Origin of the sequence: Pseudarthrobacter equi (genome assembly GCF_900105535.1) — a bacterium.
GTDB classification, from domain to species: Bacteria; Actinomycetota; Actinomycetes; order Actinomycetales; family Micrococcaceae; genus Arthrobacter; species Arthrobacter equi.
In genome coordinates this window covers 2,735,580-2,759,712 of record NZ_LT629779.1, presented here as the reverse complement: position 1 = coordinate 2,759,712, position 24,133 = coordinate 2,735,580, and the positions used below count along the sequence as shown (strand labels likewise).

Annotated in this window: 25 protein-coding genes; 16 read left to right on the top strand and 9 right to left on the bottom strand. The window is 65.6% G+C overall.

Annotated features, from left to right (window positions below; all coding sequences use genetic code 11):
- Nucleotides 1-96 precede the first annotated feature (96 nt).
- The 7 genes from BLT71_RS12400 to BLT71_RS12370 all read left to right on the top strand — a co-directional run bounded on the left by BLT71_RS12400 (nt 97) and on the right by BLT71_RS12370 (nt 6,575).
- The gene (locus tag BLT71_RS12400) at nt 97-1,104 is read left to right on the top strand and encodes an AAA family ATPase (protein WP_091720712.1); all 1,008 of its coding nucleotides are present in this window, start codon (nt 97-99) and stop codon (nt 1,102-1,104) included.
- Between the two features lie 10 nt (nt 1,105-1,114).
- The gene (locus BLT71_RS12395; RefSeq protein WP_091720710.1) at nt 1,115-2,008 is read left to right on the top strand and encodes a DUF58 domain-containing protein; all 894 of its coding nucleotides are present in this window, start codon (nt 1,115-1,117) and stop codon (nt 2,006-2,008) included.
- Nucleotides 1,998-2,468 (top strand): hypothetical protein, encoded by a 471-nt coding sequence (locus BLT71_RS12390; RefSeq protein WP_091720707.1) that lies wholly within the window; start codon nt 1,998-2,000, stop codon nt 2,466-2,468. The genes BLT71_RS12395 and BLT71_RS12390 overlap by 11 nt, the downstream gene beginning before the upstream one ends.
- Complete coding sequence (locus tag BLT71_RS12385) at nt 2,459-3,469, top strand: vWA domain-containing protein (RefSeq protein ID WP_172829968.1); 1,011 nt, start codon at nt 2,459-2,461, stop codon at nt 3,467-3,469. Before BLT71_RS12390 ends, BLT71_RS12385 begins: the two co-directional genes overlap by 10 nt.
- Nucleotides 3,466-4,416, top strand: coding sequence for a vWA domain-containing protein (locus BLT71_RS12380; RefSeq protein WP_091720702.1), 951 nt, complete (start codon nt 3,466-3,468; stop codon nt 4,414-4,416). The genes BLT71_RS12385 and BLT71_RS12380 overlap by 4 nt, the downstream gene beginning before the upstream one ends.
- On the top strand, nt 4,413-5,270 hold the full coding sequence (locus BLT71_RS12375) for a hypothetical protein (protein ID WP_091720699.1): 858 nt from the start codon (nt 4,413-4,415) through the stop codon (nt 5,268-5,270). Before BLT71_RS12380 ends, BLT71_RS12375 begins: the two co-directional genes overlap by 4 nt.
- Nucleotides 5,271-5,612: 342 nt before the next feature.
- Entirely contained in the window at nt 5,613-6,575 is a 963-nt protein-coding gene (locus BLT71_RS12370) for a methylenetetrahydrofolate reductase (protein WP_091720696.1), read from the top strand.
- Nucleotides 6,576-6,683: 108 nt separating this feature from the next.
- Here the strand turns inward: BLT71_RS12370 and BLT71_RS12365 are convergent, their stop codons facing one another.
- Together BLT71_RS12365 and BLT71_RS12360 are read right to left on the bottom strand one after the other, a co-directional pair.
- Nucleotides 6,684-7,190: a DUF2004 domain-containing protein gene (locus BLT71_RS12365; protein WP_015937310.1), complete on the bottom strand. Its 507-nt coding sequence runs from the start codon at nt 7,188-7,190 to the stop codon at nt 6,684-6,686.
- 45 nt (nt 7,191-7,235) lie between these two features.
- Complete coding sequence (locus BLT71_RS12360; protein WP_091720693.1) at nt 7,236-8,153, bottom strand: LysR family transcriptional regulator; 918 nt, start codon at nt 8,151-8,153, stop codon at nt 7,236-7,238.
- Between the two features lie 137 nt (nt 8,154-8,290).
- Here BLT71_RS12360 and BLT71_RS12355 point away from each other — a divergent pair, with 137 nt between their 5' ends.
- The 9 genes from BLT71_RS12355 (at nt 8,291) to BLT71_RS12315 (ending at nt 18,573) form a co-directional block, all read left to right on the top strand.
- On the top strand, nt 8,291-9,688 hold the full coding sequence (locus tag BLT71_RS12355; RefSeq protein WP_091720691.1) for an NAD(P)/FAD-dependent oxidoreductase: 1,398 nt from the start codon (nt 8,291-8,293) through the stop codon (nt 9,686-9,688).
- Between the two features lie 14 nt (nt 9,689-9,702).
- A complete protein-coding gene (locus BLT71_RS12350; RefSeq protein ID WP_091723995.1) occupies nt 9,703-10,467 on the top strand; it encodes a DUF1365 domain-containing protein in 765 nt (254 codons plus the stop codon).
- On the top strand, nt 10,464-11,834 hold the full coding sequence (locus BLT71_RS12345) for a class I SAM-dependent methyltransferase (RefSeq protein WP_172829967.1): 1,371 nt from the start codon (nt 10,464-10,466) through the stop codon (nt 11,832-11,834). The genes BLT71_RS12350 and BLT71_RS12345 overlap by 4 nt, the downstream gene beginning before the upstream one ends.
- Before the next feature lie 398 nt (nt 11,835-12,232).
- Complete coding sequence (gene nrdH, locus BLT71_RS12340) at nt 12,233-12,478, top strand: glutaredoxin-like protein NrdH (RefSeq protein ID WP_015937305.1); 246 nt, start codon at nt 12,233-12,235, stop codon at nt 12,476-12,478.
- A 102-nt stretch (nt 12,479-12,580) separates the two neighbouring features.
- Complete coding sequence (gene nrdI / locus BLT71_RS12335; RefSeq protein ID WP_091723992.1) at nt 12,581-13,051, top strand: class Ib ribonucleoside-diphosphate reductase assembly flavoprotein NrdI; 471 nt, start codon at nt 12,581-12,583, stop codon at nt 13,049-13,051.
- Nucleotides 13,052-13,071: 20 nt separating this feature from the next.
- On the top strand, nt 13,072-15,192 hold the full coding sequence (gene nrdE / locus BLT71_RS12330) for a class 1b ribonucleoside-diphosphate reductase subunit alpha (RefSeq protein WP_091723990.1): 2,121 nt from the start codon (nt 13,072-13,074) through the stop codon (nt 15,190-15,192).
- 97 nt (nt 15,193-15,289) lie between these two features.
- Nucleotides 15,290-16,264, top strand: coding sequence for a class 1b ribonucleoside-diphosphate reductase subunit beta (gene nrdF / locus BLT71_RS12325; RefSeq protein ID WP_091720688.1), 975 nt, complete (start codon nt 15,290-15,292; stop codon nt 16,262-16,264).
- Nucleotides 16,265-16,443: 179 nt separating this feature from the next.
- Nucleotides 16,444-17,505: an MsnO8 family LLM class oxidoreductase gene (locus BLT71_RS12320; RefSeq protein WP_091720685.1), complete on the top strand. Its 1,062-nt coding sequence runs from the start codon at nt 16,444-16,446 to the stop codon at nt 17,503-17,505.
- Between the two features lie 234 nt (nt 17,506-17,739).
- Nucleotides 17,740-18,573, top strand: a complete 834-nt coding sequence (locus BLT71_RS12315) for an aldo/keto reductase (protein ID WP_091720682.1) — start codon at nt 17,740-17,742, stop codon at nt 18,571-18,573.
- A gap of 77 nt (nt 18,574-18,650) precedes the next feature.
- On the opposite strand, the gene BLT71_RS12310 is transcribed toward BLT71_RS12315, so the two are convergent.
- The 7 genes from BLT71_RS12310 to BLT71_RS12280 form a co-directional block, all read right to left on the bottom strand.
- On the bottom strand, nt 18,651-18,863 hold the full coding sequence (locus BLT71_RS12310) for a hypothetical protein (RefSeq protein WP_091720680.1): 213 nt from the start codon (nt 18,861-18,863) through the stop codon (nt 18,651-18,653).
- A complete protein-coding gene (locus BLT71_RS12305) occupies nt 18,860-19,138 on the bottom strand; it encodes an SDR family NAD(P)-dependent oxidoreductase (RefSeq protein WP_091720677.1) in 279 nt (92 codons plus the stop codon). Before BLT71_RS12305 ends, BLT71_RS12310 begins: the two co-directional genes overlap by 4 nt.
- Before the next feature lie 15 nt (nt 19,139-19,153).
- Nucleotides 19,154-19,918: an SCO1664 family protein gene (locus tag BLT71_RS12300; protein ID WP_091720674.1), complete on the bottom strand. Its 765-nt coding sequence runs from the start codon at nt 19,916-19,918 to the stop codon at nt 19,154-19,156.
- Entirely contained in the window at nt 19,918-20,469 is a 552-nt protein-coding gene (locus tag BLT71_RS12295; protein ID WP_091720672.1) for a DUF3090 domain-containing protein, read from the bottom strand. The genes BLT71_RS12300 and BLT71_RS12295 overlap by 1 nt, the downstream gene beginning before the upstream one ends.
- 23 nt (nt 20,470-20,492) lie before the next feature.
- Entirely contained in the window at nt 20,493-21,185 is a 693-nt protein-coding gene (locus BLT71_RS12290; protein ID WP_091720669.1) for a histidine phosphatase family protein, read from the bottom strand.
- Nucleotides 21,186-21,232: 47 nt separating this feature from the next.
- Complete coding sequence (locus BLT71_RS12285; protein WP_231994550.1) at nt 21,233-22,939, bottom strand: peptidoglycan D,D-transpeptidase FtsI family protein; 1,707 nt, start codon at nt 22,937-22,939, stop codon at nt 21,233-21,235.
- A gap of 161 nt (nt 22,940-23,100) precedes the next feature.
- Nucleotides 23,101-24,132 carry an NADPH:quinone reductase gene (locus BLT71_RS12280; protein WP_091720664.1) on the bottom strand — a complete coding sequence of 344 codons (1,032 nt, stop codon included), beginning with the start codon at nt 24,130-24,132 and terminating at the stop codon, nt 23,101-23,103.
- Between the last annotated feature and the right edge of the window lies 1 nt (nt 24,133).

Sequence of the window (24,133 nt, the reverse complement as noted above, 5' to 3'; positions counted from 1 at the left end):
CCTTCCGGGACGTGGCGCGCCGGATATGGATAGGATTGCTGGCGGAGCGCAGCGGGCAGGCCCGCCGCGCCACGAACAGCCACCAGGGGGAATCCAGTGCTTCAAACCAGCGCGTCCGCGAGAATCGAACCGGCCGAACTGGCCCGGGCGCAGCAGGTGGTGGCCGGCATTTCCCGCAGCTTCGAGGCCAAGGTGGTGGGCCAGGCCAGGCTCCGCGAATCCCTGCTGGTTGGACTGCTGACAGGCGGCCACGTCCTGCTCGAAAGCGTCCCCGGGCTGGCCAAAACTACCGCAGCCCAAACCGTGGCGGAGGCGGTCAGCGCAGGATTCCGCCGCATCCAGTGCACCCCGGACCTCCTGCCCAGCGACATCGTGGGAACACAGATCTACGACGCCGCCAAGGGCACCTTCGTCACGCAGCTTGGCCCGGTCCACGCCAATATCGTGCTGCTGGACGAGATCAACCGCTCCAGCGCCAAAACCCAGAGCGCCATGCTCGAAGCCATGCAGGAGCGGCAGACGTCCATCGGCGGCCAGGACTACAAACTGCCGTCCCCCTTCCTGGTGCTGGCCACGCAAAACCCCATTGAGCAGGAGGGCACCTACCAGTTGCCCGAAGCCCAGATGGACCGGTTCATGCTCAAGGACGTGCTGGACTATCCATCGCCGGCGGAAGAGGCAGAAATCATCAGGCGCATCGACGCCGGCGTTTTCAGCCCGGAGCAGGTGCCTGCCGCCGCCGTATCGCTGGACGCGGTCAGGGCTGCGCAGGACCTGGTGCGGCGCATCTACCTCGACCCCGCGATCGTCAACTACATCGTGGGCCTGGTTTTCGTCACCCGCAACGCGGGCCAGTACATTGAGCGGCGGCTGGCGGACTTCATCGAGTTCGGCGCCAGCCCCCGTGCCAGTATCGCCTTCAGCCAGGCCGCCCGGGCTGTGGCCCTCCTACACGGCCGCGACCACGTTATTCCGGAGGACGTCAAGGCTTTGGCACACCGGGTGCTGCGCCACCGGATCATCCTCAACTTTGACGCCGTCGCGGAGCAGGTGCCGGTGGAAACGGTAATCGACGCCGTCGTCGCCGCCGTCCCAACCCCCTGAGGCCGCCGGAATGACCAGCCTCCTGCACAGGGTGAAATCGAAGATGGCCATCTTCGCCCATCGCAAAGCCCGGGGAATGCTCGACGGCGAGTACGGTTCAGTTTTCCGCGGACGCAGCCTCGACTTCGATGACCTGCGCGCCTACGTCCCCGGCGACGAAGTCCGCGACATCGACTGGAAGGCCTCGGCCCGCCACGGATCGCCGTTGATCCGCCGCTACGTCGCGGTCCGGCGGCAAACGGTCATCCTGGTCACGGACACGGGGCGAAATATGGCAGCCGTCTCGCGGTCAGGCGAGGTTAAGAAGGACATCGCCGTCATGGCACTGGGTGTGGCCGGATACCTGGCGTTCCGGCACGGCGACGTGGTGGGGCTGGTCAGCGGCGACTCTGCCGGCACCGGCACCATCCCCGCGAAGGCCGGCGAAGCCCACCTGGAACGGCTCCTCCGGCACGTCGACTCCCGTGCGGGCCTGGACGCTGCCCCCAGCAGGATAGAGGACCAGCTGGATCACGTGGCGCGCACCGTCAAAGGACGCAACCTCCTCTTCGTGGCAGCGGACGAAATCCCGGCGTCCCCTGCCCTGGAGCAGCTCCTCCGCAGGCTCCGGGCCCAGCACGAAATCCTCTGGCTCACCATCCGGGACGCGGATCTGGCGCCCTCCGGAGCCGGGCCCGGCGACGGTGCGGGGTACTTCAGTGTCAGCGACTCCGCTGTCCTCCCGATGCACCTTGCCGGCACAGAGGCCATTGCCGCCGCCTACGCCGATGCCGCCGCTGAGCGGGATGCGGGCCGCAACACCATGCTGCGGCGGGCCGGCATCACCGAGGGGACAGTAGACGGCAGCCAGGACGTGGTCAGTGCGCTCTTCGCACTCCTGGAAAGGCACCGCCGTGCAGGATGAGCCCGCCTTTTTCGGCCCCCTCCAGTACAGCCCGGCATGGATGTGGGCAGGCTTCGCCCTGATCGCGCTCGTGGCAGCGTGGTACGTCTTCGTTTTTGCCTCCACCCGTCCGCCACGGGCCGCCCCCGAAAACCAGCGGCCCGCCCAGCTGACCGACCTCGCCGCCCTCAAGGCCGCCTACATCCAGCGCATCAATGATGCTGAGCAGGATGCCGCGGCCGGAACCACGGATGCCCGTGCGGCCCATCAGGACATCAGCCACCTGCTGCGCCGCTTCGTCCGCGACGCCTCCGGAGTGGACGCCCCGCGGATGACGCACGCCGACCTGGAACGGCACCCCCTGCCCGCGGCCGCCGCCGCCGTCGGCGCCATCTACCCGGGAGAATTCGGTCCCGAGCCGCTGCCGCCCGTGTCGGCCACTGCGGCCACGGCCCGGGAGACGGTGCGGGCATGGAGCTGATGTTTTGGTGGCTGCTCCCCGCAGCAGCGTTGGCGGCCACTGCAGCAGCCTGGATCGCCGTGCGCCACCGGCAGACGGACGTCCGACGCCGGCCTGCCGCCCACAGCGACCGCCTCACCATGCTGCCCGAATACCAGGACGCCCTGCGCCGCCACCGCCGGTGGCTTGCCGTGGCAGGGATCGCCTGCGCCGCGTTGCTTGCATCGGCCGCCGTTGCAGCGGCGCGCCCCGTCCAGCTGACCACCACGGTGCCGGAGCAGCGCAACCGGGACATCATGCTGTGCCTGGACGTTTCGGGCTCCATGAGCAGCGCCGACGCTGCCGTGGTGGAAGTCTTCGCCGAGCTGGCCCGGGAATTCGACGGTGAACGGATCGGGCTGACCATCTTCGACAGCACCGGCAGCCAGGTCTTCCCGCTGACGGACGACTACGGGTATGCCCGCGACCAGCTGCTGCTGGCACGCGACGCCTTCGAGGGCAAACCGGGAAGCTCCGGTTTCCTGGACGGCACCTGGGGCGGACGCGGCTCCTCGCTCATCGGCGACGGGCTGGCCTCTTGCCTCAGCGGGTTCCCCCGTACCCCGGACAGTGATGCAGGCGAGGACGGCACGGCAGCGAAACGCTCCCGGTCGGTGGTGCTTGCCACTGACAACTATGTATCCGGCAATCCGATCCTGACGCTTCCACAGGCAGCGGCGCTGGCGAAGGACAGGACAGTTCGCGTGTACGCATTGAACCCGGGGGACCTGGACTACGGTTCCGATGCCGGGCAGCCGGGGGCTCAGCTCCGCACGGCAGCGGAATCCACGGGGGGCTCCTACTACGCGCTGGACAATCCCGGGGCAGTGCCGGGAATCGTTGCCGCAGTGCAGGAGACGGAGGCCACCGCTTTGAAAGGCGCCCCGAGGGCAGTGGTCTCAGACCAGCCGGTGCTTCCGCTGGGGGTGGCCGTCCTGTCCGGGATAACGCTTGGCTCCGCACTGTGGAGGATGCGGCTATGAGCCGGATCCTGCTGACGGGGAATCGTTCCTGGCTGCGCCGTGGCTTGCTGGCAGCGTTCCTGGTGGCGGCGCTCTGCCGCCCTGCCCTGCCTGGCGGCACCTCGCAGGCAGCCACCACGGACCTGAACGTGTTCTTTGTGGTGGACACCACCACCAGCATGGTGGCCGAAGATTATGGGACCTCAGCTCCGCGGATGGATGGTGTCCGGCAGGACATCGTGGCCATTGCCAAGGAACTGCCCGGGGCGCGGTTCTCGCTGATCACCTTTGACACGAAAGCCTTTGTCCGGATGCCCCTGACCACCGATACCCTGGCACTGCAGACCATGGTCACCGTCCTGGAGCCGCAGGTGACCGCCTTCGCCAAGGGCAGCAGCATCACAGCCGCACGCCAGGTCCTTTCCGAGCGCCTCGACGCCGCGCGTGAGAGCCACCCGGAGCGCCCGCGGCTGGTGTACTACCTGGGCGACGGCGAGCAGACCAGCGGAAAGGAGCCGGAACGCTTCAATCTGGACGGCAGCCTGGTGGCCGGGGGAGCGGTACTGGGGTACGGCACCGCCGCCGGCGCCCGCATGAAGGAAAACTCCGGTAATCCGGGTGAAGCCGCGGACGGGCCCTACGTGCGTGACGGTGCCGGGGCAGACGCCCTGTCCCGCATCGATGAGCCGCGGCTGCAGGCTGTGGCCGGGCAACTGGGCGTCCCGTACGTGCACCGGCAAGCCGGAGACCCGGTTGGCCCCATGATGCAGGAGGCCCGCCCGGGCACACTCGAGCGCAGCGGCGATTCCGTGGAAAGCCGGACGGAGCTGTACTGGCTGTTCGCGGCGGGAGCCTTCGCGCTCGCCCTGCCGGATGCTGCGATGATCATCCGCCGGTACCGGGAGCTGCCCCGTGCAGCGTCCCCCGCCCCGGCCAAGGCAGTCGAACGGGGGGAACGCGTCCCATGACCGCCACAAAACCCCTGCCACCCAAGGGGCCCCAGCGCCACACGAGGGTAGCGGCACACGGGAGCCGGGCCACCAACGGGAAGGACCGACATCAGGGCCCTCAGCAGAGCCTTGGACGTCTGCGGAAGCGGCGCCTGCTGCTGGCGGGCTCCGCCGTGCCGGTCATCCTGGTACTCGGCATCGCCGCCAAGCTCCTGAGCCTGGGCGTCTTCGGCGGCCAGGCAGCCGCGGCATTCGACGCCAAAGATGCCGGTGCTGCCGCGGCCGCCGCCGGCTGGCTGCAGCCCCTCAATATTCCGGAGCCCCACAAGGCCCCGTTCGCCGCCGGGGACGCCGAAGTCCTCAGCGGGAACTTCGACGCCGCCCGGCAACGTTTCGCCGAAGCCCTGGACCTGGTTCCCGGAGGCGCCGTCGGGTCCGCCGATGCCTGCGTCATCAGGGTGAACCTCGTGCTGGCGACCGAACGCCTGGGCGACGACAAGCTGCGCGCGGAGGACCCGGCGTCGGCCGCGGCGCTTTTCTCCGACGCCCTGGGCGTGGTCAAGGCGGCACCGGACGGGTGCTTCGCCAGTCCCTCGGGGACAGGTGATGGTTCTGCGGGGGAGCGGCTGGACGAAGCCGGGGGACGCCTGGCCGGGAAACTGGAGGCCGCCGGCAAAGACGGTGACGCTGCACAGCAGCCCACTGAAAATCCAGACCCTGCTGCAAAGGAGACGGACTCACCGGAGCAAAGCCAGCTGGAACAGCTTGAGGAGAGCGCACGGCAGTCGCAGCGTGAACGCAACACCGGACGGGAACGGGAGGACTACCTCAAGGACACCGGGTACAACCAGGGCCCGGACCGGCCCTGGTAAGCGTGCGGACCCCAGTGGGGCAGCCGGAGCGAACAATCTTCAGCAGCGCATCGAAACCGGGCGTAAAACTGTGTCTTAATTCGGAGCGGACTTGAACGGGCCGCCAGCCCGCTCATAAAGTCGGAGGCAAGTTACCCTGGTAACGTGTCAGCGATCCTCCGTTCGGAGGGTGTGGGTGCCCCCATGTGGGCCTGACATTTGCTCACGGACAACTTCAACACAGGCGAAACAGTCGCGGCTGCGTCCCTGTGGAGTTCTTCCGTATTCCCAAACTCAAGTCCATTGCCGGTTCCTGCAGCCTCATCCGCGGGGAGCTCCAATGGCCCAAAGCCAAGGACGCAAATGTCACCAACAAGCCCTGTTGGCACACAGCCAAACCCCTCGGACACCGCCCCGGTGGCGTTGTCCTACGAACTTTTTCCGCCCCGTTCGCCGGCCGCTGCCGAAACGCTGTGGACCACTATCCGGGAACTGGAAACCACTGCACCGGACTACGTCTCCGTCACGTACGGTGCCAGCGGGTCCAACCGGGACACTGCCCTCGAGCTGATCGACCGGCTCCTCCTGGAAACCACCCTCCGGCCGCTGGCGCACCTTACCTGCGTGGGGAACACCCCGGAGCAGCTCGCCGGCGTCATCGGCCAGCTTCTGGACACCGGTGTGCGCGGGATCCTCGCCCTCCGCGGCGACCTTTCCAACGACGCAAGCCAGCCGGTCAACGGCTCCCTGCGCTACGCCCAGGACCTGATCGAACTGATCCGCCGTGTGGAGCAGCGCCGGTCGGCCCTGCTGTGTGCGGGGAAGGTCGCGGTCGGTGTGGCGGCGTATCCCGCCCGCCATCCGGAGTCACCCAGCGAGGAACACGACGTCGAGGTTCTGCTGGCCAAACAGCGCTCCGGTGCGGACTTCGCCATCACCCAGGTGTTCTTCGATTCCTCGCAGTACTTGGACCTCCTCTCCCGGGCGCGCCGTGCCGGGGTGACTATTCCGATCATCCCGGGCGTCATGCCGTTCACAAGCCTTCGCCGCGTCAAGCGCCTGGGTGAACTCGCAGGCGTGGAACCTTCGGCGGAACTTACGGAGCGGCTGGCTGCGGCCGATACGGACATCGAGCGGCTCCGCATCGGAGTCGATGCCACCGTGGACCTGGCCAACGCCGCACTGGATGCCGGCGCCCCCGGAATCCACCTCTACACGTTCAACGAGCACCAGAGCGCGCTGGAGGTGCTGGACAAGCTGGCCCTTCCGCGCCACACCCGCGCCGGCAGCCTCAGCGTCGCCAACCGGACCCAGCTCGCCAGCTAAGCCGCAGCGTTCTCCTGAAAGGACCAAACTGCCGCGGACAAAAGTCCGACGGCGGCCGGTCACCTTCGCTTGAAGGTAGCCGGCCGCCGTCGTGCTCTCAGCAGCGATTCAGGACTCCCAGACGATCTCGTCGTCAACGACGCCGTCTTCGTCGGCAGAGGCAACCAGCACCTCGTCCGTAAAGTGCTCGCCCAACGTGAAGTCCAGGACAAAGTAGCGTTCGGGCTGCCCGGGGTAGATGGCGAGGTGGCCCAGCTTCAGGGCCTTAAGGAAGACATCGTTGGTGAGCTGGCTGCGTTCCTCCACGCCGAACACCTTCTGCAGGTGCTCATCCTTGAGGGCGTTGCAGTGGAAGTGCAGGTACTCCTGCGGGCTGGTGCCTTCCTGGTCGAGTTCCTCGGCGATCATCTCGCGCACTTCATCAACGAGTTCGGGCAGGAATCGCAGCCGGTAGTCCACCTTGCGCAGGGCCGCTTCATCGAAGTGGTCGTGGGCGGTGACATTCAGGTCAATCTTGAGCGGGTGGCCACGCAGCTCATGCTTAGCGGCAAAGAGGTGATCCCTGCCGTGATTGAGCTCAATTTCGCCAAAATGCTGGCTGGCTACCTTGTTCATAGATTCAACATAGCCCCGAAGGGCAGCGCATTCCAGCGTTCAGGCCTAATTCACTGCGGTGCGCATTCCGGCCAAAGTCTCCGCCAGCAGGTCGACAAACAGCTGCACCCGGGCCGTTTTCCGGTCATTAATCAGGAGCGCGAAAACGTTGCGCGCAAGCCGGATTTCAGGGACGTCGAGCACCACGACGCCGGCGGGCTTGTTCCGCAGCGCCAGTTCCGGGACCAGGGCTGCACCCAGTCCAGCGGCCGCCATTTCCAGGCTGGCATGGAAGTCGTCGCTGTGCGCCACAACGCGGGGATGGAGGTTGCAGCCGGCGAACAGCCGTTCGATCACCATGGCGTCGCTGGTGCCCGGGTGGTGCATGATCCACGGCAACTCGGACAGGTGTTCGGCCGCCACCCCGGCGTCCGGCCGGAATCCCCAGTCGCGCGGAAGGACCACCCGGAAGTCGTCGTCGCCAATCCATTGCCTGTTAATGGTTGCCGGCCACGCCACCCCGGTCTGCCCCACCTGGAAAACCACGGCGAGGTCCAGGTCTCCGCCCGCGCGCAGCCCCTGGATGGTTTGTCCCGGCTCGGCCACCGAGACGCGGAGGTCAATGCCGAGGTTCTTCCAGGCCGGATTCTTCAGGATCCGGGGGAGGACATAGGTGGCAAGGCTGGGGAAGATGCCCAGCCTGAGTTCCTGGCTGGCGGCATCCTGGGTCTTCGACGCGGCAGCCATCAGGGCCTCGATGTCGGTGAGCACCTTGGCCGCATGCCGGGTCATGACGACGGCGGCCTCCGTAGGCACCACGCTGCGCGCCGAACGCTGGAACAGAACGGTGCCCGTATCGCGCTCCAGGGCAGACATCTGCTGGGACACGGCCGAAGCCGTGTAGCCCAGGGTTGCCGCCGCTGCGGCAAACGAGCCCAGGCGGGTGACCTCCATCAATGTCTTCAGGTGCACCGGATTGACCACCAGCCAACAGTACTCTGAGTGCTGTGCCCATAGGGTTGGACAAAAAGGGCGGCAATCAGCCCATCCGCTTCGGGTCCGGCGCCGAATTGCCGTTTGTATAGCCGTCCAGCGGCAGATGTTCAGCAGAGGAGCATGGATTGTCACCTAACCCAGCAGCGAGTGGGGGCGAGAGGCGGCGCGTTGCCGTCATCGGCAGCGGAGTGGCAGGCCTGACCGCCGCCTACGTCCTCAACCGGCAGGACGACGTCACCCTGTTCGAGGCCGATTCCCGCCTGGGCGGGCACGCCCACACCCACGACATGCCCCAGCCGGAAGGCTCCCTGATGGGCGTGGACACGGGGTTCATTGTCCACAACGAACGCACCTATCCCACCCTCCTGCGGCTGTTTGCCGAGCTCGGTGTCGAAACCCAGGACTCCGAGATGAGCATGTCCATCCGCTGCGACGGCTGCGGCCTGGAGTACGCGGGGGCCCGGGACGGAGCCCGCGGCATTATCGCCAAACCATCAAGCCTGCTGCGCGGACGCTACCTGCTGATGCTGCTGGAGGTCACCCGGTTCTACCGCAGGGCCCGCGCACTGCTGAAGACTGCCCCGGCTTCGGCCGTCAGCGGCGACCCGAAGGCGCCGGAACCCACGCTCGGAGAGTTCCTGGCCCGCGAAAAATTCAGCCAGTACTTCATCTCCCACTTCATGACCCCTGTGGTCAGCGCGGTGTGGTCGTGCGATCCGATTACCGCGCTGAACTACCCTGCCCGCTACCTGTTCACCTTCCTTGGCCACCACGGACTGCTCGGCCTCAAGGGCTCGCCGCAGTGGCGGACGGTCACGGGCGGATCGGCGCGGTACGTGGAAAAGCTGGCGGCGACGCTGCCGGACATCCGGCTCAATACTCCCGTTACAGCCATCCGGCGCCACGACTCGGGCGTGGAGCTCGCGGCCGGAGACACGCTGGAAGACTTTGACGCCGTCGTGATTGCCACCCATCCGGCGCAGGCCCTCGGGTTCCTTGCCGATGCCACCCCAGAGGAGAAGGAAGCCCTCGGCGGCATGCCCTATTCCGTGAACCATACGGTCTTCCACCGCGACCCGGCCGTGCTGCCGTCCGCGGAAAACGCGAGGGCCTCGTGGAATTACCGTTTGCCGTCCTGTGATGCCCGGCCGGACAGGGTCCTGGTCAGTTACGACCTCACCCGCCTGCAGCGGCTTGAACCGCAGGACGGCCGACCCTACCTCGTCAGCCTCGGCGAGTCCGATCTCATCGGAGACGGCACCGTGCTGGAGCGGATGGTGTACGAACACCCGCAGTACACGCCCGAATCGCTGAAGGCGCAGGAGGCGATTACCGCCCTGAGTGACAGCAAGGTTGCCTTTGCCGGCGCCTACCTCGGGTGGGGCTTCCACGAAGACGGAGCCCTTGCCGGGGTCCGCGCCGCGGAAAAGCTGGGCCGCCAGTGGGCCCCCGTCAACGCCGGCCCCACGGATGCTGCCGGCGAGGGGGAGCGCGAGTTCGCCCGGGCGGCGGAACCCTCGTGAGCTACGGTGTAGCCATGAACGCCGGCACAGCCACCACCGATGGTGCCGCGGCCCCTGTGGCGGCCATCTACCGGACCTCGATTTCACACGTGCGGCAAAGCCCGCTGAAGAACGCGTTCACCTACCGGAGCTACAGCTGGTTCGTCGACGTCGACCGGCTGCCCCGCGTGCCCGCCTGGCTCCGGCCGCTGGTAGGATTCCACGCCGGCGACCACCTTGGCAACCCGGACCACAGCATCCGGTCCAACGTGGAAGGCTACCTGCGGACCCAGGGCATCGAGCCCGACGGCGGTGCCATTCGGATGCTGACCAGCGCCCGGGTCTTCGGTTACGTTTTCAACCCGCTGTCCCTGTTCTGGTGCTACCGGAGCGATGGCGACCTCCAATGCGTCGTTGCCGAGGTCCACAACACGTACGGTGAGCGCCACTGCTACCTGCTCCGGACGGACGCGGCAGGCCGGGCATCGGTACCCAAAGCGTTCTACGTCTCGCCCTTCAACGACGTCGACGGGCAGTACCGGATGAAGCTGCCGGCGCCGGGGGAGCGGCTGGCGGTCTCGATCGTGCTGGAGCGCGAAGGCCAGCGGCCCTTCGTGGCCACCATGGACGGGCGGCGGCGTCCCGCCACCGCACGGAACATCATCGCCGCCGCAATCCAGGTGCCGGCCGCGCCGCTGCTGGTATCCGCCCTGATCAGGGTGCAGGGCATTAAACTCTGGGCAAGACGCCTGCCCGTCGTCACCAAGCCACACCACACCTCACAGGAGGCAGTTCAATGACAATGACGGACGACAACGGCACCGCCGCAGCCCACTCCAAGGCAGGCACCCCGGCCGGGGGCAACGGCCCCGCCACCTGGACGCCCACCGGAATGCCGGCATCGCCCGCCACCATCGATCCGGAGATCTGGCCCGGAGTTGCCCAGCCGCCGTCGGGAGCCAAAGCTGCCGTGGCAGGCAAGGCGGCAGGCCTGCTCTTCAAAGGGGCCGCCAAGCGGCTCCCCCTCCGCGTGGAGTACCCGGACGGAACGGTCCTGGGCACGGGCGGCCCTGACGCGCCGGTGATGACGATGGTCCGGCCGGAAGCCTTCGAAGTCCGGATCGGTGACAACGGCCTGATCGGGCTCGGCGAGTCCTTCATGGCCGGCGACTGGGAAGCCAGCGACCTCGCAGCCGTCCTGGAGGTCTTCGCGGCGTCCGTTGACAGCCTGATCCCCATGCCGCTGCAGAAGCTCCGCACCCTTTACCTGCCGCGCACGCCGCGGCAGGAACGGAACGCGGAGCAGAACACGCGAAGCAACATCTCACGGCACTACGACCTGTCCAACGAGCTGTTCGCCAACTTCCTTGACACCACCATGAGCTACTCGTCGGCGCTGTTCCCTTCGGCTGCGGGACCGCTGGATTCGGTGGACTTCGGTGTCCTGGCGGAGGCGCAGCAGGCGAAGATCGACAGGTTGCTGGACAAGGCCGGCGTAGGCCAGGGAACCAGGCTCCTGGAAATCGGCACCGGGTGGGGCGAACTTGCCCTGCGGGCCGCAGCCCGCGGCGCCACCGTCTACAGCGTGACGCTTTCCATCGAACAGCAGGCTTTGGCCCAGGCGCGCATTGCCGATGCCGGCTACGCGGACAAGGTGACAGTGGCACTGCAGGACTACCGCGCGGTGGAAGGCGAGTACGACGCCGTGGTGTCCGTGGAGATGATCGAGGCAGTGGGCTACGAGTACTGGCCCATCTACTTCCAGACCATCGACCGCGTCCTGGCCCCGGGCGGGAAGGTGGCCATCCAGGCCATCACCATGCCCCACGGCCGGATGCTGGCCACCCGCAACGCCTACACCTGGGTGCACAAATACATCTTCCCCGGCGGGTTCCTTCCGTCGGTGCGGGCCATCGAAGGCATCACGCAGCAGCACACTACCCTCCGCGTGCGGGAGCGCATGGGGATGGGTGACCACTACGCCGCCACCCTCCGCCTGTGGGAGGAGCGTTTCCTGGCCAGGTCCGCCGAGGTGGACGGGCTCGGCTTCGATGCGGTGTTCCAGCGGATGTGGCTGTTCTACCTCTGCTACTCGCGTGCCGGGTTCCAGTCCGGCTACCTGGATGTCCAGCAGATCGTGCTGGACCGGCGGGAGGCGCAGCTCTAGCGCCACCTTCCCCGGGTGAAAGCTGGGGGGGCGCACGACGCCGGCCTGCCGCCGTCGTGCGTTTGCTCACCCAAGGGGGTTCCGAAGGTCACTTCGGGACCCCCTTTTGGCTGTCCGGAACGGTCGCGCGGACGGCCGCGACACGCCGTCTTTTCCCCGACACGCTGGGGTTTAAATGTGGCTAAGTACTCCACAGGGTGTGGATGGTGTCCACGAAATCGCCGGGATTCCGGACATTTTGAAGGGGCCCGCCTGTGGATTAAAGGTGCATTAAATGACATACTTGTAATACATCATCTAGGGGTTCCTAAGAGGCGTCTGCACTACATGTAGTATCGACATACAGCTTGGACGGGGACACCGGACCAGCGAAGATTTCGACTAAGGGGACAGGGACAATGACCGTAACGGTTTACACGAAGCCTGCTTGTGTTCAGTGCAACGCCACCTACCGCGCTCTTGATAAAAAGGGCATCACCTACCAGAGCGTTGACATCTCCCAGGACGCCGAGGCGCTGGACCGCCTGAAGGCACTGGGCTACATGCAGGCTCCCGTTGTGGTCACCGACCAGGACCACTGGTCCGGCTTCCGCCCGGACAAGATCGAGGAACTGGCGCTTTCCGCAGTTTCCTCCGTGGCCTAGGAAATCCGCTTTCCTTCAAACCAGCCAGCTGAGGTGAATTCCATCGCAGCACCAGCAGCACAGCAGGGACGCAGGGCCCTGCACAACCACGCGGCTCAGCGCGTGGAGGTGTCCCCGCCCGTCCGGACATCGGATGAAACCGAAGCAGTCCGGACCGGCAGCCAGCTCATCTACTTTTCCTCGACTTCCGAGAACACCAGCCGCTTCGTTGTGAAGCTCGGCCGGGAAGTGGCCCGGATCCCGCTCTATGCGAAGGACGCACCCCTCCTCGCCACCCGGCCATTCGTGCTGGTGGTGCCCACTTATGGCGGCACCGGGGGAGAGGGGTCAGTCCCCAAGCAGGTCATCCGGTTCCTGAACAACCCGCAGAACAGGCAGCTGCTCCGCGGAGTGATCGGCGCCGGAAACACAAACTTCGGGGACAACTACTGCCTGGCGGCGGACATCATCGCCGCCAAATGCCAGGTACCCCACCTTTATCGATTCGAACTTATGGGAACGCCGGAAGACGTCACCCGGGTCAACCAAGGATTGGACACGTTTTGGACACGACTGTCGCAGACACAGAAGTAACCATGGCCCAGAAGCCGGAGATGCCTGCCGCCTACAAGGGTTTGGGCTATCACGAGCTGAACGCGATGCTGAACCTGTACGGCCCGAACGGAGAGATCCAGTTCGGCGCCGACCGCGAGGCTGCGCATCAGTACTTCCTGCAGCACGTTAACAACAACACCGTGTTCTTCCATGACCTGGAAGAGAAGCTCGAGTACCTGGTCAAGAACGACTACTACGAGCGCGAGACGCTCGACCAGTACACGATGAACTTCATCCGCGAGCTCTTCAACCGCGCGTACAAGAAGAAGTTCCGCTTCGAGACCTTCCTGGGCGCGTTCAAGTTCTACACGTCCTACACGCTGAAGACGTTCGACGGCAAGCGCTTCCTGGAGCGCTACGAGGACCGTGTATGCATGGTGGCCCTGCACCTGGCCCGCGGCGACGAAAAGCTTGCCCTCCAGATGGTGGACGAGATCATCGACGGCCGCTTCCAGCCGGCCACCCCCACGTTCCTGAACGCCGGCAAGAAGCAGCGCGGCGAGCTGGTCTCCTGCTTCCTGCTGCGCATCGAAGACAACATGGAGTCGATCGGCCGTTCCATCAACTCCGCACTGCAGCTGTCCAAGCGCGGCGGCGGCGTGGCGTTCGCGCTGACCAACATCCGCGAGGTGGGCGCGCCCATCAAGCAGATCGAGAACCAGTCCTCCGGCGTCATCCCCGTGATGAAGCTCCTCGAGGACAGCTTCTCCTACGCCAACCAGCTCGGTGCCCGCCAGGGTGCCGGTGCGGTCTACCTGCACGCGCACCACCCGGACATCTACCGGTTCCTGGACACCAAGCGCGAGAACGCGGATGAGAAGATCCGCATCAAGACCCTCTCGCTGGGCGTTGTCATCCCGGACATCACGTTCGAGCTGGCCAAGAAGGATGAGGACATGTACCTGTTCTCGCCCTACGACGTCGAAAAGGTTTACGGCATGCCGTTCTCCGACGTCTCGGTCACCGAAAAGTACTACGAGATGGTGGACGACTCCCGGATCAAGAAGACCAAGATCAAGGCCCGCGAGTTCTTCCAGACCCTCGCGGAGATCCAGTTCGAGTCCGGCTACCCGTACATCATGTTCGAGGACACCGTGAACCGGGCCAACCCGATCGACGGCAAGATCATCATGTCCAACCTGTGCTCGGAGATCCTCCAGGTTTCCCAGCCCACCACGTACCACGATGACCTCTCCTACGATGCCACCGGCAAGGACATCTCCTGCAACCTGGGTTCGCTGAACATCGCGAAGACCATGGATTCCCCGGATTTCGGCCTGACCATCGAGACGGCCATCCGTTCGCTGTCCGCAGTGTCCGACATGTCCAACATCACCTCGGTGCCATCCATCGCCAAGGGCAACGACCAGAGCCACGCCATCGGCCTGGGCCAGATGAACCTGCACGGCTACCTTGCCCGCGAGCGGGTCCACTACGGCTCGGAGGAGGGCCTGGACTTCACCAACATCTACTTCTACTCGGTGGTGTTCCACGCGGTCCGTGCCTCCAACCTGCTGGCCATCGAGACCGGCCAGACGTTCGGCGGCTTCGAGAAGTCCAAGTACGCCTCGGGTGAGTTCTTCGACAAGTACACGGAGCAGGAATGGGTGCCGCAGACCGAAAAGGTCCGCGAACTTTTCAAGGACGTGCACATCCCCACGCAGGCTGACTGGCTGGCGCTGAAGGCCTCCGTCATGGAGCACGGCATCTACAACCAGAACCTGCAGGCTGTTCCGCCCACCGGCTCGATCTCTTACATCAACAACTCCACCTCCTCGATCCACCCGGTGGCGTCCAAGATTGAGATCCGCAAGGAAGGCAAGCTGGGCCGCGTGTACTACCCGGCGCCGTACCTGACGAACGACAACCTGGAGTACTACCAGGACGCGTACGAGATCGGCTACGAGAAGGTCATCGACACCTACGCCGCCGCTACCCAGCACGTGGACCAGGGCCTGTCGCTGACGCTGTTCTTCAAGGACACCGCCACCACCCGCGACATCAACAAGGCCCAGATCTACGCCTGGAAGAAGGGCATCAAGACCATCTACTACATCCGTCTCCGCCAGCTTGCGCTGGAGGGAACTGAAGTAGAGGGCTGCGTCAGCTGCATGCTCTAGTAGTAGCTTCAACTAACTAGCCAAGTACGACGGCGGGTGCCCGCCCGCCGTCGTACGCTTTAACTTAGAGAAACCCACCCAACGCTTAGGGGATGACATGACCGAAAAGGTCAAGCTGCTTAGCCACGTCGAGGCCATCAACTGGAACCGCATCCAGGACGAGAAGGATGTCGACGTCTGGAACCGCCTGGTGAACAACTTCTGGCTGCCGGAGAAGGTGCCGCTGTCCAACGACGTCCAGTCGTGGAACACGCTGACCCCCGTCGAGCAGCAGCTGACCATGCGCGTGTTCACCGGCCTCACCCTGCTGGACACCATCCAGGGCACCGTGGGCGCTGTCTCCCTGATCCCGGATGCGCTGACCCCGCACGAGGAAGCCGTCTACACGAACATCGCGTTCATGGAGTCCGTGCACGCCAAGAGCTACTCCTCCATCTTCTCCACTCTGGCTTCCACCAAGGAGATCGACGAGGCATTCCGCTGGTCCACCGAGAACGAGAACCTTCAGAAGAAGGCCCAGATCGTCATGGACTACTACCAGGGTGACGACCCCCTGAAGCGCAAGGTGGCTTCCACCCTGCTGGAGAGCTTCCTGTTCTACTCGGGCTTCTACCTCCCCATGTACTGGTCCTCACGCGCCAAGCTGACGAACACGGCTGACCTGATCCGCCTGATCATCCGCGACGAAGCCGTGCACGGCTACTACATCGGTTACAAGTTCCAGCGCGCGCTGGAGACCGTCTCCGAGGAACGCCGCCAGGAAATCAAGGACTACACGTTCGAGCTGCTTTTCGAGCTGTACGAGAACGAGGTCCAGTACACCCACGATCTCTACGACGGTGTTGGCCTGGCCGAGGACGTCAAGAAGTTCCTGCACTACAACGCCAACAAGGCCCTGATGAACCTGGGCTACGAGGCTATGTTCCCGGCTTCCGTCACGGACGTGAACCCGGCCATCCTCTCGGCACTGTCTCCGAACGCTGACGAGAACCACGACTTCTTCTCGGGCTCGGGATCCTCCTACGTGATCGGCAAGGCCGTGAACACCGAGGACGAGGACTGGGACTTCTAGTCACTTCTGAGACTCCGACTAAGCGGGCCCTGCGCGGTAAAGCGCGGGGCCCGCTTTGTTGGCCTTCCGAGATGCAACGGCCTCTCGCGCTCGACGCGGCAGGCTTGCGGGCCCAGGACCCGGACTCCGAACTTTCGTACGGAGCGGAATTCTTCCCCGCCCCGAGTGGTTCCAGCAGTATGGCCTTTCCCCCTCCCCGGATTTCCATTCTCGACCGTGCCAACGCCCGGAACGGGTTTCCTGCTGCCGACGCCCTGAACCTGGTGGTGGAACGGGCCCAGCGGGCCGAGGAGTGGGGTTACCACCGCTTCTGGGTCGCAGAGCACCACGCGGTGCCAGGCATCGCCGGTTCCGTTCCGGCCGTGCTGATGGCAGCCGTTGCTGCCCGGACGCACTCCATCCGGGTCGGTTCAGGAGGCATCATGCTTCCCAACCATCAACCACTCGTGATTGCCGAACAGGCGGCCACGCTGGAGGCCCTGCATCCGGGGCGGATCGATTTGGGCGTGGGCCGCTCTGTCGGTTTCACCCCGGCAATCCGAAATGCGCTGCGCGCCGGGAAACAGGACGCGGAGCAGTTCGAAGACCAGCTGGCCCAACTGCTTGCGTACCTGTCCGGAACCGCGTCAATCACTGCCCGGCCGCGGAACGATTCGGCTACACCGGTATTCGTGCTGGCCACCCGTTCGGGAGCCGATATTGCAGCCCGTGCCGGCCTCGCTTTGGTGCTGGGCGGGCCGGCTGTTTTCCGGACTGATCAGAACGGCACACTCCCGGCGCTGGAAAGGTATCGCTCACAGTTCCGTCCATCACGCTGGTTCGACCTGCCCTATGTCCTGGTTTCCGCCAACGTAGCAGTCGCCGGCACCCGCCAGGCGGCGAGGGAACTGCTTCTGCCCGAAGCCGTCGCGCTGGCCCGCTCCAGGACCACCGGCGAATTCGCGGCCCTCGCGCCCGTGGGTCCAACCGAGTGGGCGGGGCTGACTCTCCGGGAAAAGGAAGCGGTCGAAAGCAGCCTGTCCACATCGCTGTACGGGACGGCCTCCGAGGTTCGGACTCAAGTCCAGCACCTGCTTGCGACCTCCGGAGCTGACGAGTTGCTGGTCACCGGCGGAGCCTTTGACGTCGCTGCACAGGAGGACTCTGACCGGATCCTTGCGCGGCTCTTCCCCCAAGACGAGCGCCGCAGCATGGACGGGGGCCCGGGATTCGCGGCACCCCTTGACGCCCACCTGACTTGAGGCCATCCAGCGCCCTTCCGCGCGACAGGCAGGACGCCGGCAAGTTCCAGTTCCAGTTCCCCGGACTCCGTGGAACTGGAAAGGTTTCCCGCCGCGCAGCCCGGACATGCGTGCAGACGCTGCGGTAAGCGGGGGCGCGCACCTGGAGATCTGTCCTGTCCTGCTCCGGGGGAGTAGGTTGAACGAACGCGGCGAATCCCAGGCCGGGAACGGGCACTTCTGACGGGAGCTACGATGCGCGAGTTACTTCTTCCGTCCGGTGAAGCGGTCCCGGTGCTCGGAATCGGAACCTGGGGAATGGGTGAGCGCAGCGGCAACGCCGCGCGCGAGACCGCCGCGATACACATGGCCCTGGATCATGGGATGTCCGTGGTCGATACCGCTGAGATGTATGGCGACGGCGCCGCCGAGGAACTCGTTGGCAGGGCGCTGGCAACACGCCGCGACGAAGTGTTCCTGGTCACCAAGGTCCTGCCGCATCACGCCACGCTGCACGGAACCGTCGCCGCTTGCGAGGGCAGTCTGCGTCGCCTCGGAACGGACAGCATCGACCTGTATCTACTGCATTGGCAGGGCGCGGTTCCGGTGGCAGAAACGCTCGAAGCCTTCGAAAACCTGCAGCGCGCTGGAAAAATCCGGCATTGGGGAGTCAGCAACCTCGACGTCACGAATCTGGAAGACCTCATGCGATTGCCCGGCGGACAGAAGCTCGCAACTGACCAGGTGGTGTACAACCTCACCCGCCGGGGTATCGAGTTCGATCTGTTGCCGTGGTGCACTGAGCGGGGCATCCCTGTGATGGCGTACTCGCCACTCGAGCAGGGCGGAGTATTGGACGATCCCGTGCTGGTCCGCATCGCAACGGAACACGGTGCCAGCCCCGCGCAGATCGCCCTCGCCTGGGTGCTCAGGCAGCCGCACGTCCTGGCAATTCCAAAAGCCTCAAGCCCGAACCATGTCCAGGAATGCCGGGACGCACTCGACGTCCGTCTCACGCCCGGCGACCTGGCTGACTTGGATCGCGCCCATCCGCCGCCCACTCGCAAACGCGTGCTCGAAGTGATCTAGCGACGCCTTCGCGAACTCCGTTCCGGCGCAGGCTCCCGTCCATCCAGACAACGTCAGTCAGGGCAGCTGTGACTCCGTCAGTGCGGAGCCTGGTTGGCCCAGCCAGCGTGCTCGAGGGCGGCTGCGGCTGCCCGTTCGGGCGTAAGGGTCTCGTCCCACCGCGCTGCATCCAGACGGGTGCCCGTGATCTCTGCGGAGTCAACCGAGGCCAGCCAAAGCAGCGGCTCGACCGTCACTTCGGGCCGAAGCAGTTGGCGGAGCACAGCCTCGGATACGCCGTCGGGGATCATGCCCGTGTCCGTCGCGCCGCCGGGCAGCAGGGGCTCACGTATTTCATGCCGCGGCCGGCGTTATTGACCAGGATGTGAAGCCCGCCAAAGGCAGCGAGTGCCTCGTCGACCAAGCGCCGGCACTCGGCTTCCCGGGTCACGTCCGCTTGCAGCGCCAGCACCCGGGGAGTGCCGAGCATCACGTTGATCTCATCGGCGACCTTGCGGATCTCGTCCGCCTCCCGCGCCGCCGAGATGACGACGCTGGCACCGGCGCGGGCGAGGCCGAGCGTCATCGCATTCCAACTGCCTCAGAACAGCGGCCACGGGACTGCAGGCATGCCGCCCCTTGGAGCCGGGAACCGGCCCGCAGAGCGTAACCGGGCACAGCGCACGGCAAGCGATGCGATCTCCTCGTCGCTGAGCAGGTTCGCGAGGTCCCGGCCCAGGTCCCCGTCCAGGCCCTCGCTGACCCGCTCAATGCCCTTGAGTTCCTCGCTGCTCAGGTCATCGCCCAGCCAGCCCCACAACACCGTGCGCAACTTGTGGTCCGTGTGAAAGGTCAGCCCGTGGTCCACACCGTGCCGGTGCCCGCCCGCCATGGCGAGGATGTGGCCGCCCTTGCGGTCAGCGTTATTCACCACGACGTCGAACACGGCCATGCGCCTCAGCGCCACAGAGTCCTCGTGGAGGAGGGCAACTGTCCGGCCGGTCTCATCCTCGCCTTCAAGAACGTGGCGCCAACCGGTCTGGGGCGCGTCGTCCGGAGAGAAGATGTCCACCGCTTTCTGGTCGGGATCCGGCTCCTGCCACAGCTGCACCATTCCTTCGCCCAGCGGACCGTCCCGCAGCCAGGTACGTGGCACGACGTTCCAGCCAAGTGCCTCCGAGACCAGGTAGGCGGCAACCTCCCTGTGGGCGAGGAAACCGTCGGGAAAATCCCACAACGGTTTCTCCCCGGCAATCGGCTTGTAGACAACAGTGGTGTCGCCGATGCTCCCCACGAAGGTGGCATTCGACGCCGTCGTGATCCGCCCGGTGAGGGTCAGCTCTCCGGTCGGCAGGTCGACGGGCATCAGGCCTCGGGCAGGGTGCAGACGTGCCCTTCGGGGTCTACAGGATAGCCGCACAGCGGGCAGGCAGGGCGTCCGGCGCCCACGATCTCCCGCGTGCGCTTGGCGAAAGCCCGCGCCGTGCCAACCGGCATCCGTACCAGCAGCATCTCGGGGAACTCCGCGTCATCGACATCGGGTATTTCGCCCGCATCAGCATCGATTTCAATGATGGGGTAGGCCTCAATGACGATCTGCGCTGTTGCCGGGTCCCAGCCCAGGCTCATGGCACCCGTCCGGAACTGCTCCTCGACCGTCTCGAGCTGGTCATTGTCCACCAGTTCCACGGGCGTGCCCGCAGGAACGCTGAACGGATTTCCCTCGATGGTGCCGAGCTGATCGAGGATGTCGTCGATCTTTTCAGCCAGCTCGGCTGACTGCTGCTTTTCCAACGCGATACTGACAATCTGCTTACCCGTACGGACCTGCAGATAGAACGTGCGTGCCCCCGGAACGCCGATGGTGCCGATGACGACCCGGTCAGGCCAGGCAAATTCGTGAACAAGTGTGGGCATATCAGTATTTTAGGCACACGGGCCTAGGTGGCAGCCTGTCCCGCGCCGCCGCCCACCGGCGCATCGCCGGATGTGATGCCGTGGGTGAGCCACGCAAGATCCCCTGCGTCGGTGTTGGTGGCGTAGACGCTTGGCCGGGCGGGACCGTAATGCACTATCGAGATGGAGGCCGGACCCACGTTGATGCGCTGGAAGAGGTCCAGATGCATCCCAAGCGCGTCGGCCAGGATTGATTTGATGACGTCGCCGTGGCTCACGGCCACCCATACGGCTCCCGGACCGTGACCGGCTTCGAATGCCGCGTCATGGCGCCGGATTGCCGCCACTGACCGGGCCTGCATCGCGGCCATCGATTCACCGCCCGGGAAAACGACTGTGGACGGCTGTGACTGCACCGCACCCCACAGGTCTTCGGTGGCGAGGTCACTGAGCTTGCGGCCCTGCCACTGCCCGTAATCACATTCCGTGAGGTCGGACTCGACGGGAGCGGCAGGGCTGCCTGCCTGCCGGTCGAGGATGAGCCGTGCGGTTTCCCGGCAACGCTCAAGGGGACTGGACACCACGCCCGCCAGGGGCAGCACGGCAAGGCGGTCTCCGGCGAAAGCCGCCTGCTCAAGTCCGGTCTGGTCCAGGCCCACGCCGGCGGCCCGGCCGGCCAGGATCCCGGACGCATTAGCGGTGGTGCGGCCGTGCCGCACGAGGATTACTGTTGCCATCCACCCAGCCTAACCAGACTGCCGCGCCCAACCCGGGGGCGCGTGTCTCAGAACTTCTGGGGCAGGCTGACTGACGGCGTCCTGGACGGGGCGACGTCGAACTTGCTGAGGACCCTGGTCATGATGTTGTTGAAGACCGGCGCGGTTGAAATTCCGTAGATGTTTCCGGCCGGCCGCTGGACGTTGACCATGACGACGTACTGCGGGTCATCCATCGGTGCCATGCCGACGAACGAAGCGGTATACCCGTCCAGGCCCTTGCCCGAATCGGCCACCGCTTCAGCGGTGCCGGTCTTGCCGCCAACCCGGTATCCGGGGACCTTGATGTCTTTGGCGCCGCCAGCGGTGACCACACTCTCGAGGATGTCGCGTGTCTGCCTCGCCGTCGATTCGCTGACCGCCCTGCTGCCGGGTTCAGCTTCTACCGGGTGTTCGGTGCCGTCCGGGTCGAGGTAGGACTCGATCAGCCGCGGCTTGAGGAGGACACCGTCGTTGGCGATTGCCTGGAACGCCATGGTGGTCTGCAGGGGAGTCTGGGATACGCCCTGGCCGAAGAGAACGGCGAATTCCTGCCGGCCGTCCCACTGGTCCGGCTTGGCCAGGAGCCCGGCGGATTCGCCGGGGAGGGGAATTCCGGTGCTGGAGCCGATGCCGAATTTTCGGAGGTAGTCATAGCGCTGTTCCCGGCTCAGGTCCTGGCCGACCATGACGGTGCCCGTGTTCATGGAGGAACCGATGACGCCCGCGAAGGTCCGCTGCTCGGTGCCGTGCTCGAAGGAGTCCTTGAAGAACTGCCCGTTCACCGTGTACCCGGACGGAATGACGAGGCGGGAGCCGGGGCTGACGAGTCCTTCTTCGATGGCGGCCGCTGCAGTGATGGCCTTTTCCGTTGACCCCGGCTCAATGGCAGCCTGCACGGACCGCGCTCCGCGATCCTCCGGTGCGGTGGCTCCGGGGTCGTTGGGGTCCACGGAATTTGTTTCCGCCAATGCGCGGATCTTTCCGGTCTTGGCTTCGACGACAATCAGGTTCGCCCAGTCGGCGCTGAGTTTGCCTGCCTGGGCTTCCAGCGCTTCCTGCGCCGCGTACTGCAGATCGGTGTCGATGGTGAGCCTGACCGACTGGCCGTTGGTGGCCGGCACCACCTCCAGCGGAGCGGTGGGGATGATGATCCCGTCGGCGCCGGTCTGGTAGGTCCGTTCCCCGTCGCGGCCTGTCAGTTGTTCGTCCAGGGTCAGTTCGAGGCCTGCGGCGCCGCCTTGGTCATTGGTGAATCCAACAATGCTGCCGGCCACCGCCCCTTGGGGGTAGGCGCGCTTTTTGACCGGCCTCGACTCCACTCCCGGAACTCCCAGGTCCACGACTGCACGTTCGACGCCGGGGTCCACGGCTTTGGCAAGATAGGTGAACAGGGCGTCGCCGGTCATGAGCTCACGGACTTCGGGCTCAGGCATCTCCAGGAGGTTGGCGAGTTCCAGGAGGCCCTGGTCGCGTGTGACCGTCTGGACGGTGCCGGAATCGTCTACCTGGCGGAAAGTCTCGGTGGTGCTGTTGACTTTCGGTGTGCCCACGATGTCGTAGCGGACGGTGCTCTGGGCCAGGACGGTGCCGTTCATGTCCAGGATGGCGCCGCGTTCGGAGGCGAGCGCGGATACCTGGGTCCGCCGGTCCGCAGCCTTGGACGCATAACTCTCTGGATCGAATCCCTGGACCACGAACACCCGGCCCGCAACCACCAGGAGCAGCGCCACCATGAAGCAGAATCCAAGGCGGACGCGGGCGGTGGATCGCGGGCTGGACACGTCATGGATTCGCACCCGTCCACGTTAGCCGCGGCCCCTGCACGGGGGTGCCCGGCGGCCCGGCGTGGCCGTGAATGTGAGATTTGGCACGCCGGGCCTGCGCGGAATCGTCCTTAGGGGAGCGGGGCGACGTCGATGAGCACCTTTCCGATGGTCCCTTGTTCGACGGCGTCGTGCGCCGATGCCGTTTCGGCAAGCGGGAAACGGGTCAGGGGCAGCCCATGGTCCTCACCGACGCGAAGCGCGCCTGCCGCCAGCGCCTCGGCTACCGACTCCACCGCGTGCTCCTTCTGCCCGTCAGTGACGGTATAGGTCAGGATGAACTGGTAGCGGATGTTCTTGCCCATGCTTTCCCGGACGGGGACGGTCACCGATTCCCCGGGGTTCGCTGCATAAATAGCGATGGTTCCGCCAGGCTTGAGGATCCGGACGTCGGACTCCAGGTTGGCGGGAGCGTTGACGTCCACGATGGTGTCCACGCCCGCCGGGACTGCGGCGTTGACGGCGGCAACAACGTCTTCGGTGCGGTAGTTGAGGACCTGGTGAGCCCCTGCGAGGCGGGCGAGGCCGGCCTTCCGGTCGTCGCTGACGGTGGTGATGACGGTGGCTCCGGCCCAGCGGGCCAGCTGGATTGCGGCGTGGCTTACGGCTCCTGCGCCGCCAGTGACGAGAACGGTCTGGCCGGTCAACGATCCGGGGGAGAGCCGGTCAGGCCCGTGTTCACTGGAGGTCAAGGCCCTGTGCGCGGTCAGGGCCGGTATGCCCAGGGAGGCCCCGGTATCAAAGGACTCATCATCGGGAAGGGCCACCACCTTCACCGACGGAACAACGGCATACTCCTGGGCCGTACCTTCGTCGCCGCCCCAGGCCACGTCCCAGAGCCAGACGCGGTCGCCGGCGCTGAAGCCTGACACCCCGGGGCCTACGGCATCGACAATTCCGGCGCCGTCCTGGTTCGGAACCTTTGGCGCCTTCAGCTTCGTGCTGCCCTGCCCGCTGCCTGCACGGGACTTCCAGTCCGTGGGATTTACCCCGGATACAGCCAGCCGGACGCGGACCTCGCCGGGACCCGGATCGCTCTTTGCTTTGTCCTGAAGTTGCAGTACCGACGACGCACCGGTCTCTTCGTACACGATCGCTTTCACT